The organism is Novosphingobium kalidii (assembly GCF_040534015.1).
Taxonomy (GTDB): Bacteria; Pseudomonadota; Alphaproteobacteria; order Sphingomonadales; family Sphingomonadaceae; genus Novosphingobium; species Novosphingobium kalidii.
This window is the reverse complement of sequence record NZ_JBEWLY010000008.1, coordinates 398,875-412,604: the sequence shown is the minus strand read 5'-3', so window position 1 is coordinate 412,604 and position 13,730 is coordinate 398,875. Positions and strand designations below refer to the sequence as shown.

Below are 13,730 nucleotides of genomic sequence, written 5' to 3'. Positions count from 1 at the left end.
GCGGAAAACATCGGTTCCGATGGTTCCACTCGGCTCGCGGCGTTGCTAGGGCGTTCTGGCAATGGCTCGCACCACAGACGAACCCGATCCCTTCGACGCTATCGTCGACGCGCCGTTCGATGCGGCGCTATCCCAGCGTTACCTCGTCTACGCCCTTTCTACGATCACCGCGCGGTCGCTTCCCGATCTGCGCGACGGACTGAAGCCGGTGCACCGCCGCCTGCTGTGGGCGATGCGGCAACTGAAGCTAGATCCGGGCAGCGCCTACAAGAAGTCAGCCCGTGTCGTGGGCGACGTTATCGGCAAGTATCACCCGCATGGCGACGCCTCGGTCTACGATGCGATGGTTCGCCTCGCGCAGGACTTCTCGCTCCGGTATCCGCTGGTGCAGGGGCAGGGCAACTTCGGCAACATCGACGGCGATAACGCCGCCGCCTACCGCTACACCGAGGCGCGGCTCACCAAGACGGCCATCCAGCTCATGGCGGGGCTGGACGAGGGCACGGTCGAGTTTCACGCCACTTACAATGGCGAGGAGGAAGAACCCGAAATCTTCCCGGGCATTTTCCCGAACCTGCTGGCGAATGGTGCGACCGGCATCGCCGTGGGCATGGCGACATCGATCCCCAGCCACAATGTGGCCGAGATCATCGATGCGACGCTGCTGCTGATTGACAATCCCGAAGCCCAGCATGCCGAGCTCATGCAGGTCTTCAAGGGCCCGGACTTCGCGACCGGCGGGCTGGTGGTCGACAGTCCCGAAGCGATCAGCACCGCTTACGAGACCGGCAAGGGCGCCTTCCGCGTGCGAGGGCGCTTCTCCACCGGGCGCGTGGGCGACAAGTGGGAAGAGACGGGCATCGAAAAGCTGGGGAGCGGCCAGTGGCAGCTCGTGATCAGCGAGATTCCCTACATGCTTCCCAAGGCCAAGTTGATCGAGCAGATCGCGGCGCTCATCGGCGATCGCAAGCTGCCGATCCTGGAAGACATCCGCGATGAGAGCGACGAGCAGATCCGCATCGTCCTCATTCCCAAGAGCCGCAACGTCGATCCCGAGCTGCTGAAGGAAAGCCTGTATCGGCTGACCGACATGGAAAGCCGGTTCACGCTGAACCTCAACGTACTCGACGCGCATCGCACACCGGGCGTGCTGGGGCTCAAGTTACTGCTGCAGGAGTGGGTCTACAGCCAGATCGATATCCTGCTGCGCCGCACGCGCCACCGGCTGGAGAAGATCGCCTCGCGGCTGGAGCTGGTCGAGGGTTACATCATTGCGTACCTCAACCTTGACCGGATCATTGAGATCATTCGGACGGAGGATGAGCCCAAGCCGGTGATGATGGCTGAGTTCAATCTGACCGACCGGCAAGCCGAAGCGATCCTCAACATGCGGCTGCGCAGCTTGCGCAAGCTGGAGGAAATGGAGCTGCGCCAAGAGCGCGAGGACCTGCTGAAAGAGCAGGAGGAGCTCAACAAGCTGCTCGAGAGCCCGGCTCGCCAGCGCACTCGCCTCAAGCGCGACTTGTCCACGCTGCGCAAGGATTATGCCGAAGACACCGCTCTCGGCCGGCGCCGTACGACGATCGCACAGGCGGCGCCCACCGTTGCCTTCAGCATGGACGCGATGATCGAGAAGGAGCCGGTCACGGTGATCGTCTCGCAGCGCGGCTGGGTCCGCGCCGCGAAAGGGCATGTCCCGCTCGACAGCGATTTCAAGTTCAAGGAAGGCGATGGCCCCGCCTTCGCGCGCCACGCTCAGACCACGGACAAAGTGCTGATCGCGGTCGACAGCGGGCGGTTCTACACCATCGGAGCCGACAAGCTGCCGGGTGCGCGCGGCTTTGGCGAACCGATCCGCACGATGGTCGATATCGATGCCGACGCGCACATCGTTGCTGCGCTGACGTATCGGCCAAAGGGGCTGCTGCTGCTTGCCTCCAACACTGGCCGTGGCTTTGCAGCCGAGATGGACGAGCTTCTGGCGGAAACGCGCAAGGGCAGGGCGGTGATGAGCACCAAGCCGGGCGTGAAGCTAAGCGTGGTGCGCGAGATTCCGCCCGAGCACGACCACGTCGCAGTCGTGGGCGAAAACCGGAAGCTCCTGGTGTTCAATTTGCAGGAGCTACCGGTGCTCGCCAAGGGGCAGGGCGTCACGCTGCAGCGTTACCGCGACGGTGGACTGGCGGACGTCGTCACTCTGAAACTCGAGGACGGCCTATCCTGGACAATGGGCGGTGAAAGCGGCCGTACCCGAGTGGAGAAGGATTTGCTGCCGTGGAAAGTCGCGCGCGGCGCGGCCGGTCGCCTTCCGCCTCAAGGCTTTCCTCGAGACAACAAGTTCTAAGCGTCAGGTCACCGGCTGCGGATTGTTCGGCACCAGAATCAGGGTGCGCCCTTCGACTCTCCAGCTGGCAAGACGCGATAGCAAGTTCATGCCGATCACATTCGCGTTGCCAAGTCCCGGCGCAACGACCGCGTCGAGTTCCCGGGCGACGACATTGCCGAAGCGTAGCTCGTTTATAGTGGTCAGCTGGGCTTGCACCGTGCCGTTGGCAGTGCGCATCATGATGGCCTGAGGGAAAGCCTGTTCCTCAAGCTGCGCCGCCTCTGCCGTCTGCGGCGAGATTGCCGTCAGCGTGGCGCCCGTGTCGACAAGGAAGCGTCGTTCAACGCCGTTCACGCTGGCAGTCAGCCAGAAGTGGCCATCGCGATCCATGGGCACGCGAGTCTCACCGCCCTCGACGGTCTGACCGGGCATGCCCAGTTGAGGCAGTGCGAAGTCACTGCCAGTGGTAAAGCGCGTGACTTGCACAATCGTGAGCAGCAAGGCCGCGATAAGGCCAAGGTTGCCCACTCCGCGGACAAATCCGCCCAACATCGGCGTGGCACGACGCAACATGCCCCCGAGCGTCGCAACGAAGATCGAGGCGATGGCGAGGGCGAGCAGCGGTTGCTGCGTCAGAAATTCAATCAGTTCCGGGAAGTCCACCAAGCGTTCCTAGCAGAAGCAAGCTTTCTGCTTGCTGTCCTCGAGCCAAGGACGACACTTAGGTCAGCACTTCGTCGAGCATTTCAAGGACTCGGGCCCTTTGGGGAAATCCCTCTGCGATCCAACGCTCTTCCAGCACGCGCAGGGTGCGCGCGATTTCTGGTCCGGCTTTGATGCCGCGTGCGACGATTTCACCGCCCTTAAGGGGGAACTGCGGGATCTCCCAGCCGCTAAGCGGGGCTACGGATCCGCCGGAGATGAGCAGACGGTCCAGCGCCTCGCTACGGCCGAGGCGGTAGGCAAGGGCGCGCGCGTCCCCCGTTGGATCATCCCGCCTGGCTGCCGTGGCCAGGCGCTTCTTCTGCGCCGAGGACATTCGAAAGCGGGCGGCGACTTGCTCCGCCAGAGCGGGATCTTTGGGAAGCAGGGCGGCAAGCCTGCGAAGCGGGTCAGGCGCGATGCCTTGCGCGCGCTCATGCCCGATCAGTTCGCGAAGCATCTCCGGACGTGCCTCCGGCAGGATCTGCGTCAGCACGCCAAGTTCCGCCATGCGCGTGACGGTCGGGCCCGGATCGGACAGACCCAGGAGGTTTATCGTCTCCATGCCGATCCGCTCGCGCGAGAGTCCCTTCAGCGTGGAGGCAAGGTCGGCACAGGCGCTTTCCGCCTCGCCATCGGCGGGTTGGCTGCCGAACCGCGTCTGGAAGCGGAAGTATCGCAGAATGCGCAAGTGGTCTTCGCGGATCCGCTGGCGCGCGTCACCGATGAACCGAACCCGTCGCGCGGCAAGGTCTGAGAGGCCCCCGAACCAATCGGAAAGCTCAAGGGTAATCGGGTCCGCGTAAAGCGCGTTGATCGTGAAATCGCGCCGCGCGGCGTCCTCCTGCCAGTCACTCCCGAAGGCGACCTCTGCGCGGCGGCCATCGGTGGCAACATCCCGGCGCAAGGTGGTGATCTCTACAGGGCCGCTCGGCAGGACGGCAGTGATCGTCCCATGCTCAATACCAGTCGGGATGCTGCGGATGGCAACGGCGTCAAGTCGCTCGATGACTTGCTGCGGAAGCAGCGTCGTCGCCATGTCGATGTCCTTGACGGCGAGCCCGAGCAACGTGTCTCGCACTGCTCCTCCAACCCACCTGGCGTTTCCCGATCCAAGTGCCACGGCGAGCGCCGCCAAGTCCTCCCGGTTGGTCCACTCCGCCCGCGGCAGTTGTTCAGCCATGCCAACGCAGCCGTCCGGCGAGGTTGTGCAGAATGGCGCCGGTAACGCCCCAGATCTGATGGCCACGCCAATCGACTTCCACGAACGTGTGCATGCGGCCCTCGTGCTCGATGGTCTTTTCTAGCTGGTTTGCCCGGTCGAGCACGAAGTCGACGGGCGCCTCAAACCATTGCGAGACCTCCGCGGGATTGGGGCGGATCTCTATGTCAGGTGGAACGATGCCGAGCACCGGAGTGATCTCATAAGCCGAGCCGGTCCTGTACATGTCCGTGGTGCCGACCACGCGCACATCCTCGGGGCGGATGCCGAGCTCTTCCCAAGCTTCGCGCAGTGCGGCTTCCACGGGAGTTTCGCCGGGGTCGATGCGCCCGCCGGGAAATGCGATCTGCCCGGCGTGGGCTCGCATGGTGGCGGGGCGGTGGAGAAACAGGAAGCCGGGGCGCTCACGCTCAGTCATGGCAATGAGCACGGCCGCGGGCACGAAGCTTTCGATCTCATCGATGCGCGGATCGAGCCACAGCGCCGGCGGCGCGGTTTCATGACCTTCGCGGAAAAGGCGGGTCACCTGGTCAAACAGGGCGCTCATGCCGTGACGAGCGGAAACGTGACGCCCTGGCTTGAGACGGAGGTGCCGTCCCCAGCCAGAGCGATTTCCGCGAGTTGCGCCCAGGTGCTGCGGTTAAGCCGCGCCTCGACCCCGTGTCGCACGCTCACGTAGACGGCTGGGCTGTCCGCATCTCCGGCGACGCGGATCGGGTGATCGAGTCCGGCGATGACGAACTCATCGGTGTTCAGCTTGAAGGCTAGGGCGTCTCCATCCTGCCGCACGTCGATGGCGATCAGCGCCGCATCGTCCACCGCGAGGGATAGCTTCTGTGTCGGAGTGACCAGCCAATGCTGTCCATCATCGTCGCGCATCAGCAGCGAAGCGAATGCCCGTACCATGGCGGGGCGGCGGATTTCTCCACCTTGATGATACCAGCGCCCATCGGCGGCGATGCGCATCTCGCTATCGCCGCTCTCGCTTGGAGACCACTTGTCGAGTGGGGGCAGTTTGCGCGCCTGGACCAGCTCAGCAATCTGGGCGAGCGTGAGGCCGGCGAGTTCCGGAGGCGGTTCGTAGGGCATCGCCAGTCCGATGCCAGACAAGCTCAGCGGAGCCAAGGCCCCAGCGTACCCCTTTCCGGCAGCACCGACGGATTGTCGCAGCGAACCAGAAGGCGATGCGGTTCGAACGGACCGGGTAAGTCCCATCCGGCGGTATACTGGTTGGAAAAGCCCCAGAACCTGCCGTAGTACTCCGCATCGCCAATCATCACTTGCGGCAGCGGTGCGCGTCCATCGATCCCCGCCAGGCTCGCGCTCACCAGCGCCTGACCGTAGCCACGCTGCTGCTGATCGGGGAGCACTGCCACTGGGCCGACCATGATGATAGGATGGGCTCGGCCGTCTGGATCAGTCAAGGCAACGGGCCAGCACTGGATCGTGCCGACCAGCATCTCGCTTTCATCGAGGGCGGCGAAGCTCAAAGCAGGGAGCCAATCCATACCCTCGCGAACCTTGTATGCAGTGCGCTTGTGCCGATCAGCCTCGAAGGCGCGGTCGAGCAATTGCTCCACCAAAGCGGGATCGACATTATCGAGCGGGATGATCGCAGCACCGGACATAGCCGCGGGCGGATAGGACCCAGCGCCCGCCTTGTCGACAACTATCGCGGCGCGCCCGGTGCCAACTTGAGCAGTCGGCCCGCTCCGGCTTCCTTGCCGTCCTCCAGCAGCCAGACGGAACCATCCGGCGCCTGCTGCAGTTCGCGGATGCGGTGCTCCATCGGATAACGAGCTACTTCGCGAGCGGTTTCGCCATCGAAGTCAACGCGAACCAGCACGTTCGGCTTCATGCCGCCGACCAAGGCCTCGCCCTTCCATTGCGGGAAGGCCTCGCCCGAATAGAAAATGAAGTTTCCCGGCGCGATAACCGGATCCCAGCTGATTGCCGGGGCGGTCAGGTCCGGACGCGTGTCGTTGTCCGGGATCGGCTTGCCATCGTAGTGCTCGCCTTCCGAGACCAGCGGCCAGCCGTAGTTCTGGCCTGGCTTTATGAGGTTGATCTCGTCGCCGCCTGCAGGGCCATGTTCCATTGCCCACAGCCGTCCGTCGGGTCCGAATGCAAGCCCAAGCATGTTGCGATGACCGTAGCTCCAGATCTGGTCCGACGGCGAACCTCTGTCGGCGAACGGATTACCGGCAGCCGGTGTGCCGTCCAAGTTCAGCCGTACGATCGTGCCCAGTGTATTGGAGAGGTCCTGCGCTGGCGTCATCTTCTGGCGGTCGCCCGAGGAGATAAAGAGGTGGCTGCCATCAGGCGAGAAGGCAATCCGGTGCGAATAGTGACCCTGCCCGGTCACCTTCGGTTCCTGGCGCCAGATTACCTCCAACCCCCGCAGGTCACACGATGTCGGCTGCGTGCAGGTGAGGGTACCCCGTCCGACGGCAGCGCCGTAGGTATTTTCCTGCCCCGCCTCGGCCCAGCTCAGATAAATGGTTCGCCCATCAAGGGAATCGCCGCCCGACTGCCCCGGCGCGAACACCACGTCCCCAAGACCACCCTGGCCGCCATAGGCGACCTCCGGCATGCCGGAGACCTCTCCGATCCGCCCATCAGGCAGGCGCAGCTTCATCGTGCCTTTTCTTTCGGTGATGAGCTGGATGCCGGTGCTTTTGTCGAGGTCCATGGCCCACGGCTCATCGAACTGCGCCAACGGCTCGATATGGAACCCGTCGCTGTCGGTCGCTGGCTCTGAAGCGGCGGACTCTGCAGCCCCGCGGGCGTTTTCCCCGGAGGATGAAGCGCCGCAGCTTGCGAGAGCGATGAGGAGCGGCGATACGGAGGCGAGCAGGCGCCCGAAGCCTGTGGTGTCGGTCATGCCCATGTTAACGCACAATCCAGCTATGGTTTCCATCCCCGTCTTTAGGGCTGCCGATTACGTAATCGGAGTGGACGAAGCCGGTCGTGGTCCGCTGGCGGGACCCGTCGTCGCGGCGGCGGTGGTCTTGTGCAAGCCGCGTCCGGCCGGGCTCGACGATTCCAAGAAGCTTTCGCGCGAACGACGCGCTTCGCTGGAGGCCAGCATCAAGCGGCGGTGTCGCTGGGCGGTCGGTGTCGTCGATGTGGAAGACATCGATCGGCTCAATATCTTCGGCGCGACGATGCTGGCGATGAGTCTGGCGGTGCAGTCACTATGCGAACAGATGGAAGGCGCGCCGCGCGAGGTTCTCGTGGACGGCAACCTCACTCCGGCTGGCCGACGGGCCGAGTGGTGCTGGAAAGCCCGCGCGATCGTCGGAGGTGATGCGATCGAGCCCTGCATCTCCGCAGCTTCCATCATCGCCAAGGAACATCGCGATCGCCTGATGCGTGATCTCGCCGCGGTGCATCCGCACTACGGTTGGGAGCGCAACGCAGGCTATGGCACTCCTGAGCATCTTGACGCGTTACGCCGCCATGGGCCTTGTGCTCACCACAGACGCAGCTTTGCGCCGGTCGCGCAACTGCACCTCGAACTGGAGGCATAGCGATGGCGGGCTTTACGGCACAGGATGTGACGCCGCAAACAGGCAAGTGCTTCGTGGTCACAGGAGCGAACACCGGCATCGGGTTCGCAGCGGCAAAGGTCCTGGCAGCTCGGAGGGCTCGGGTGCTGCTCGCCTGTCGCAGTGAGCCTAAGGCGGCGCGTGCCATCGAGCGGATCGAAACTGAGAGTCCGGCTGCCGATCTCGCGTTCGTGCCTCTCGATCAAGCGGATCTGGAGAGCGTCAGGGCCTGTGCCGATTTGATTGCGCGCGAGCCGCGGGTCGACGTGCTGCTCAACAACGCAGGGGTCATGTTTCCGCCGCTGCAGCGCACTGCGCAAGGACATGAGCTGCAGTTTGGAGTGAACCATCTCGGTTGCTTCGCCCTGACCGGGCTCTTACTGCCCAAGCTTGCGCAGACGCCCGGCGCCCGTGTCGTCGTCACATCCAGCCTCGCGCACAGCAGCGGCCGCATCGACTGGGACGATATCGACGCACATCGCAAGTACAGCCGTACCCAGCGTTATTCGGCCAGCAAGCTGATGAACCTGCTGTTCGCCTTCGAACTTGATCGCAGGCTGCGCGCTGCCGGATCGCCGGTGAGTGCCATCGCCTGTCATCCCGGTGTCGCGTCGACAGAGCTGGTCCGGCACATGCCGGCTGCCGCAAGAGTCATCTGGCCATTGTTGTCGGCGGTGCTGAACAGCGCTAAACAGGGCGCATGGCCCGCCTTGCAGGCGGCGACGGCAGCAGATGCACGGTCTGGTGCCTACTACGGTCCGCAGCGCTTGCGCGGTGCAGCTGGACCCTCGGGTCTCGCAGACCGGTCCGCGCGCGCCTCCGATCCGGTAGCCGCGCGCCGCCTATGGGACATCTCCGTAGAGCTGACCGGCGTCGACCAGCTAACGTCTGCTTGAGAAAAATCTTGCGGTCGCTGCGAACCACATCTTGAGTCCGTGACCGGCGACGAGACTCGACATGTTGTGGCGGACTCCTTCCGTTCTCACCTACTTAGCTCAGAATCGCAAGGATTCCGGCGAGTCGCCGCTTGACTGCGAGTCCGTAAAGACTCACCCTATAGGCTGGTGAGACTGTTGCGGAGCGGGTATGGGACAGGTTCTGGTAAAGGAGCGGATCCGGGCGACTGCGCCCGCGCCCATTCCACGCGAGTTGCTGCCATTGGGGCAGATACTGGATGGTGACTGCATCTCTGCGATGCGGAGCCTGCCCGATGCTTGCGTCGACATGGTCTTCGCCGATCCGCCGTACAATCTGCAGCTCGGCGGCGACCTTTCGCGACCCGACGGCAGCCATGTCGATGCGGTCACCGACGCGTGGGATAAGTTCGACAGCTTCGCGACATACGATGCCTTCACGCGTGCATGGCTCACGGAAGCGCGACGGATACTGAAGCCCAACGGGTCACTCTGGGTGATCGGGTCTTATCATAACATCTTCCGCGTGGGCGCGATCCTGCAGGACGCCGGCTTCTGGATCCTGAACGACATCGTGTGGCGCAAGGCAAACCCGATGCCCAATTTCAAGGGCACCCGCTTCACCAATGCGCACGAGACGCTGATCTGGGCCTCGATGGGCGAAAAGGCGAAGTACACCTTCAACTATCGGGCGATGAAAACCCTCAACGATGAGCTGCAGATGCGTTCAGACTGGGTGCTGCCGATCTGTGCGGGCCCCGAACGCCTGAGAAAGGACGGCCACAAGGTTCATCCCACGCAGAAGCCGGAAGCGCTGCTCTATCGCGTGATGCTGGCGACCACGAACAAGGGCGACATCGTGCTCGATCCGTTCTTCGGAACCGGCACCACCGGCGCAGTCGCCAAGCGTCTGGGCCGTGAGTGGATCGGCTGCGAGCGTGAGGCGGGTTACCGCGACGCAGCGCTGGAGCGCATCGAAATGGCACTGCCGCTCGATGAGAGCGCGCTCAAGACGATGCAGAGCAAGCGCAGTGCGCCGCGTGTTGCTTTCGGCACTTTGGTGGAGACCGGCTGGATCGCTCCCGGAACCAAGCTGTTCGATCGCAAGCGCCGGTTCGCCGCTGCGGTGCGCGCCGACGGGTCGCTGGAGAGCGGCACGAAAAGCGGCTCCATCCACGGCATTGGTGCGGCCCTGCAGGGCGCACCTTCGTGCAACGGCTGGACCTTCTGGCACCTGGAGCACGAAGGCGAGTTGAAGCCGGTCGACGCAATCCGCCAGCTGTACCTTCTGGCGACCGAGCCTTGATCCGCAAGGCCGGCAGGTCGTGAGAAAGCTCTACATACGCCCAATCGGCTTTGCCGAAAGCCCGCAGAGCGAACATGGCGATGCCATACGGCTGTCCGGTTCCATGGTGTGGGCCAGCCGTTTCGCACTTCTGGTGCGGGACAATGGCCGAATCGTGTCGCGCGACTTGGTTGCAGCGCCCGGCATACCTGAGGCCTTGGCTGCGCTCCCGGATGACCTTGCAGTGCAAGGCGAAGCGCAGTGGGCAGCCCTGCGCAAGGTGCACGAGCCGCTCGGTTGCGGAACGCGAACGATCAGGCTCGATCAGCCGCAGGTGATGGGCATCCTAAACGTCACGCCGGACAGCTTTTCCGACGGTGGGCAGTTTCTGGACGATCCCGAAGCCGCCGCCACCCACGCTGCCCAAATGCTGGAAGCTGGCGCCGCCATCGTAGACGTCGGCGGCGAATCCACCCGGCCGGGGGCGGCGGCCGTGTGGGAAGGCGATGAACTGAAGCGCGTTATCCCGGCGGTGGAGCGTCTCGCGGGGATGGGCGCGGCCATCAGCGTCGACACCCGCCGACTGGCCGTGATGGAGGCCGCGTGCGCCGCTGGCGCCCACATCATCAACGATGTCTCGGCTCTGCGTCATGATCCTCGCAGCCTGCAGTTTGCAGCGGCGTCAGGCGCACCTGTGGTGCTCATGCACGCTCCGGGCTCGTCGGACGATCTTCATGCGGGTGGAGAGTACGCCGACGTCGTGCTCGACGTGTTCGACTGGCTGGCCGAGCGACGGGATGCTGCAATCGGCGCGGGCATCGCCGCCGAGCGGATCTTCCTGGATCCGGGCATCGGCTTCGGCAAGTCCGTGGCCGAGAACCTTGCACTAATGAACGCATTGCCGCTGTTCCATGCGCTTGGCTCGCCACTGGTCGTGGGCGCCAGCCGCAAGCGGACGATCGGAGCGCTCTCGAACGAAGCACCTGCCCACCGCCGCCTTGGCGGATCTCTGACGCTGGCGATCAAAGCACTCGACGCCGGCGTCCACATCCTGCGAGTCCATGACGTGTTTGAGACCGTGCAAGCCATTCACGTCTGGCGCGGCTTGCGCGACGCGGCGCTCACCGATTTCGCGCAGCTTCCCTGAGGCTCTGCGCCGGTGCCGCCAACGGCCGCAAGAGGTCGGCGGCGACAGCAGCTAGCCTGTGCTGAGGCTCGTCCCCTTGCGGCACAGCGACGATGCGACCATAAGCCCCCGCTCAGCGCTCGGGCACTTTAAAAATCATGACCTCGGATCAGAGCGGCCGTTTCGCAGGCCTGGATTTCGGCACGACGAACAGCGTCGCGGCTGTGGCCAGCGGGGCAGTGCAGCAGCCGCGCCTGGTGGACCTGACAGGGCCGCAGGGTGTCAGCGAAGTGTTCCGTTCGGCATTGTGCTTCTGGCAGGACGACAGCGTGCCGGGGGGGCTCGCCGTCGAAGCGGGGCCCACCGCTATCCACGAGTATTTAGAGGATCCTAGCGGCAGCCGTTTTCTGCAGTCGTTCAAGTCTGTTGCCGCGAGCGCCACGTTTGAGAGCGCGCCTGTGTTCGCGAAGCGCTATCGGTTCGAGGAACTCGGCCGCCTGTTTCTGACGAAGCTTGCATCGCACGCTGATGGAGAGTTGCAGCAACTGGACCGCCTGGTGATCGGAAGGCCCGTTCATTATGCAGGCGCACGACCGGATCCGGCCCTCGCGCGGCAGCGCTACGATGCCATGTTCGAAGGCTTCGCAAAAGAAATTCACTACGTTTACGAGCCGCTTGCAGCAGCTTTCAGCTTCGCGTCACGCCTGAGTGAACCCGCTACGCTGCTGGTCGCGGATTTTGGTGGCGGCACCAGCGACTTTTCGGTGGTTCGAGTCGAGGAGCCCGGTGCGGCGCAGCGATGTGTGCCGCTCGCCCACGCGGGCGTCGGGCTTGCGGGAGACCGTTTCGACCAGCGCATCGTCGATCGCCTCGTGCTCCCGGCACTGGGAAAAGGCGGGCAGTACCGCTCGTTTGACAAGCTCGTGGATATTCCCGCGACCTACTTCACGGAGTTCTCGGACTGGTCGAAGCTGGCGCTCATGCGCAATCGTAAGACACTGGCGGAGCTCGACCGCTTGCGGCGTAGCGCGGTGGATTCGGACGCGATTGGACGCATGATCGCGATGATCGAAAACGAGCTTGGCTTTTCGCTCTATGACGCGGTCGGCCATCTCAAGCGGAACCTCTCGGAGAAGGAGCACGCGCAGTTCCACTTCTCGGGAGCAGAGGTCGAAATCACGGCTGAAGTGACGCGTGCAGAGTTCGAGACCTGGATTGCAGATGACGTGGCCCGGATGGCGCGCGCAGTCGATGAGGCTCTGGCAGCCGCTAGCTTGAACGAAAGGGAAATCGATCGCGTCTTCCTGACCGGAGGCACCTCACTGGTGCCGGCGGTTCGCGCAATCTTCAGCGCGCGTTTCGGAGCCGCGAAAATCATGTCGGGCGGGGAACTTACATCGATTGCCCACGGCCTCGCCTTGGTCGCGCAGCAGGACGATGTGTCCGCCTGGACCGCGTAGTGGCGGACAATCAGCGCGCCGTCCTTTCGGAAACGGCCTTGTACGGCCCAATCAAGAGCTTCCTCGAGGCAAGGGGATTTGAACCGAAAGGAGAGATCTGCGGCTGTGACGTGGTGGCGGTCAGAGCGGGTGAGCCGCCGCTTGTCGTGATTGCCGAACTGAAGCTGAGCTTCAACCTGGAGTTGGTGCTTCAGGCCGTTGAGCGCCTCCGCTCAGCCGATCAGGTCTATCTTGCTGTCGTGGCCAGCCGGCGCGGTCGCGATCAGGACGGGCGAGTCCATCGCTTGTGCCGCATGCTGGGCCTGGGGCTCCTGACTATCGATGTCAGGCTGGGCAAGGTCTTCATGATCTGCGAGCCGACGCCCTACAAGCCGCGGAAGAACCTTCCGCAACGGCGACGCCTGCTGAAGGAACACGCGAGCCGCCGGGGTGACCCGACGAAGGGCGGATCCACTCGCCAGCCGATCATGACGGCCTACCGGCAGCGTGCGCTCGCTTGCGCACAAGCTATCGGCAACGCTCAGGCCCGACCGCGCGACTTGAAGCCGCTGGCGGAAGATGCGGGAGCCATCCTGCTGCGGAATGTCTATGGGTGGTTTGAGCGGGTGGAGAAGGGGACCTATCGTCTATCGGAAGCAGGAATGGCTGCGGTCCGGTCTGCATGATTCGTGCCTGACCAGTCCGGAAGGTGCCTTCGCGCAAGTGCAATGCCGGCGAGGTTTTTCGATCTCGCCACGTGGCGAAAGGCGACTTTCTCCAAGGGGGCAATCAAATCTTGGAGGGCAGCATGATACGACTGAAGCTGCACGCTTCGGCACGGCCAGGCGCCGCTGGCCTGGTGAACCACTAAAGACGAGTCGCCAACGAACAGCACGTTGGAAGCGCCCTGCGCTACTGCGATTTCGGCGGCGAAGAGCAGCGCTGACCACTCCGCCTGGCTGTTGTCACCGCTGCCGACATCATCCCTGAAATGTGCAAGTCCCCGGCTCACCACCGCCACCTCGACAGGACCCGGATTGGGGCGGCTGCCTCCATCGAAAAAGTAGGTCGAGCGTCGTGTCACGCCTCTCTCGTAGCGAAGATGACACACTCCGGCGACCGGCGCCGATGCAGACTGGGGCATTTTGTAGCCATGTGAGCTCAT

14 protein-coding genes are annotated in these 13,730 nt (G+C 63.8%); 7 read left to right on the top strand and 7 right to left on the bottom strand.

Annotation, left to right across the window (positions count from 1 at the left end):
- Positions 1–61 precede the first annotated feature (61 nt).
- Positions 62–2,344 carry a DNA topoisomerase IV subunit A gene (gene parC / locus ABVV53_RS05150; RefSeq protein WP_353983304.1) on the top strand — a complete coding sequence of 761 codons (2,283 nt, stop codon included), beginning with the start codon at positions 62–64 and terminating at the stop codon, positions 2,342–2,344.
- 3 nt (positions 2,345–2,347) lie between these two features.
- Here the strand turns inward: parC and ABVV53_RS05145 are convergent, their stop codons facing one another.
- The 6 genes from ABVV53_RS05145 to ABVV53_RS05120 are packed head-to-tail and all read right to left on the bottom strand — an operon-like array spanning position 2,348 to position 7,134.
- Positions 2,348–2,989 carry a retropepsin-like aspartic protease family protein gene (locus ABVV53_RS05145; RefSeq protein WP_353983303.1) on the bottom strand — a complete coding sequence of 214 codons (642 nt, stop codon included), beginning with the start codon at positions 2,987–2,989 and terminating at the stop codon, positions 2,348–2,350.
- Between the two features lie 58 nt (positions 2,990–3,047).
- Positions 3,048–4,211, bottom strand: coding sequence for a CCA tRNA nucleotidyltransferase (locus ABVV53_RS05140; protein WP_353983302.1), 1,164 nt, complete (start codon positions 4,209–4,211; stop codon positions 3,048–3,050).
- On the bottom strand, positions 4,204–4,797 hold the full coding sequence (locus ABVV53_RS05135; protein ID WP_353983301.1) for an NUDIX hydrolase: 594 nt from the start codon (positions 4,795–4,797) through the stop codon (positions 4,204–4,206). Before ABVV53_RS05135 ends, ABVV53_RS05140 begins: the two co-directional genes overlap by 8 nt.
- Positions 4,794–5,339, bottom strand: coding sequence for a DUF1285 domain-containing protein (locus ABVV53_RS05130; protein WP_353983443.1), 546 nt, complete (start codon positions 5,337–5,339; stop codon positions 4,794–4,796). Before ABVV53_RS05130 ends, ABVV53_RS05135 begins: the two co-directional genes overlap by 4 nt.
- Before the next feature lie 23 nt (positions 5,340–5,362).
- Positions 5,363–5,878: a GNAT family N-acetyltransferase gene (locus tag ABVV53_RS05125; RefSeq protein ID WP_353983300.1), complete on the bottom strand. Its 516-nt coding sequence runs from the start codon at positions 5,876–5,878 to the stop codon at positions 5,363–5,365.
- A 41-nt stretch (positions 5,879–5,919) separates the two neighbouring features.
- Entirely contained in the window at positions 5,920–7,134 is a 1,215-nt protein-coding gene (locus ABVV53_RS05120) for a PQQ-dependent sugar dehydrogenase (RefSeq protein ID WP_419956744.1), read from the bottom strand.
- Positions 7,135–7,138: 4 nt separating this feature from the next.
- On the opposite strand from ABVV53_RS05120, the gene ABVV53_RS05115 reads away from it, so the two are divergent.
- The 6 genes from ABVV53_RS05115 (at position 7,139) to ABVV53_RS05090 (ending at position 13,251) form a co-directional block, all read left to right on the top strand.
- Positions 7,139–7,783: a ribonuclease HII gene (locus tag ABVV53_RS05115; RefSeq protein ID WP_419956750.1), complete on the top strand. Its 645-nt coding sequence runs from the start codon at positions 7,139–7,141 to the stop codon at positions 7,781–7,783.
- A gap of 2 nt (positions 7,784–7,785) precedes the next feature.
- The gene (locus tag ABVV53_RS05110) at positions 7,786–8,697 is read left to right on the top strand and encodes an oxidoreductase (protein ID WP_353983298.1); all 912 of its coding nucleotides are present in this window, start codon (positions 7,786–7,788) and stop codon (positions 8,695–8,697) included.
- A gap of 190 nt (positions 8,698–8,887) precedes the next feature.
- Positions 8,888–10,021: a site-specific DNA-methyltransferase gene (locus ABVV53_RS05105; protein ID WP_353983297.1), complete on the top strand. Its 1,134-nt coding sequence runs from the start codon at positions 8,888–8,890 to the stop codon at positions 10,019–10,021.
- A 19-nt stretch (positions 10,022–10,040) separates the two neighbouring features.
- Complete coding sequence (gene folP / locus ABVV53_RS05100) at positions 10,041–11,147, top strand: dihydropteroate synthase (protein WP_353983296.1); 1,107 nt, start codon at positions 10,041–10,043, stop codon at positions 11,145–11,147.
- A gap of 137 nt (positions 11,148–11,284) precedes the next feature.
- On the top strand, positions 11,285–12,586 hold the full coding sequence (locus tag ABVV53_RS05095) for an Hsp70 family protein (RefSeq protein WP_353983295.1): 1,302 nt from the start codon (positions 11,285–11,287) through the stop codon (positions 12,584–12,586).
- The gene (locus tag ABVV53_RS05090; RefSeq protein WP_353983294.1) at positions 12,586–13,251 is read left to right on the top strand and encodes a DUF2161 domain-containing phosphodiesterase; all 666 of its coding nucleotides are present in this window, start codon (positions 12,586–12,588) and stop codon (positions 13,249–13,251) included. The genes ABVV53_RS05095 and ABVV53_RS05090 overlap by 1 nt, the downstream gene beginning before the upstream one ends.
- Here the strand turns inward: ABVV53_RS05090 and ABVV53_RS05085 are convergent.
- A complete protein-coding gene (locus tag ABVV53_RS05085) occupies positions 13,206–13,709 on the bottom strand; it encodes a ribonuclease HI family protein (protein ID WP_353983441.1) in 504 nt (167 codons plus the stop codon). The genes ABVV53_RS05090 and ABVV53_RS05085 overlap by 46 nt on opposite strands.
- Positions 13,710–13,730: the final 21 nt, after the last annotated feature.

Excerpts from the sequence above, each read along its gene's own strand:
- ABVV53_RS05130 (WP_353983443.1), bottom strand. The coding sequence starts at position 5,339 with ATGCCCTACGAACCGCCTCCGGAACTCGCCGGCCTCACGCTCGCCCAG.
- ABVV53_RS05120 (WP_419956744.1), bottom strand. The coding sequence starts at position 7,134 with ATGACCGACACCACAGGCTTCGGGCGCCTGCTCGCCTCCGTATCGCCG.
- ABVV53_RS05105 (WP_353983297.1), top strand. The coding sequence starts at position 8,888 with ATGGGACAGGTTCTGGTAAAGGAGCGGATCCGGGCGACTGCGCCCGCG.
- ABVV53_RS05095 (WP_353983295.1), top strand. The coding sequence starts at position 11,285 with ATGACCTCGGATCAGAGCGGCCGTTTCGCAGGCCTGGATTTCGGCACG.
- ABVV53_RS05115 (WP_419956750.1), top strand. The coding sequence starts at position 7,139 with ATGTTAACGCACAATCCAGCTATGGTTTCCATCCCCGTCTTTAGGGCT.
- ABVV53_RS05125 (WP_353983300.1), bottom strand. The coding sequence starts at position 5,878 with ATGTCCGGTGCTGCGATCATCCCGCTCGATAATGTCGATCCCGCTTTG.
- ABVV53_RS05110 (WP_353983298.1), top strand. The coding sequence starts at position 7,786 with ATGGCGGGCTTTACGGCACAGGATGTGACGCCGCAAACAGGCAAGTGC.
- ABVV53_RS05140 (WP_353983302.1), bottom strand. The coding sequence starts at position 4,211 with ATGGCTGAACAACTGCCGCGGGCGGAGTGGACCAACCGGGAGGACTTG.
- ABVV53_RS05085 (WP_353983441.1), bottom strand. The coding sequence starts at position 13,709 with ATGCCCCAGTCTGCATCGGCGCCGGTCGCCGGAGTGTGTCATCTTCGC.
- ABVV53_RS05135 (WP_353983301.1), bottom strand. The coding sequence starts at position 4,797 with ATGAGCGCCCTGTTTGACCAGGTGACCCGCCTTTTCCGCGAAGGTCAT.
- parC (WP_353983304.1), top strand. The coding sequence starts at position 62 with ATGGCTCGCACCACAGACGAACCCGATCCCTTCGACGCTATCGTCGAC.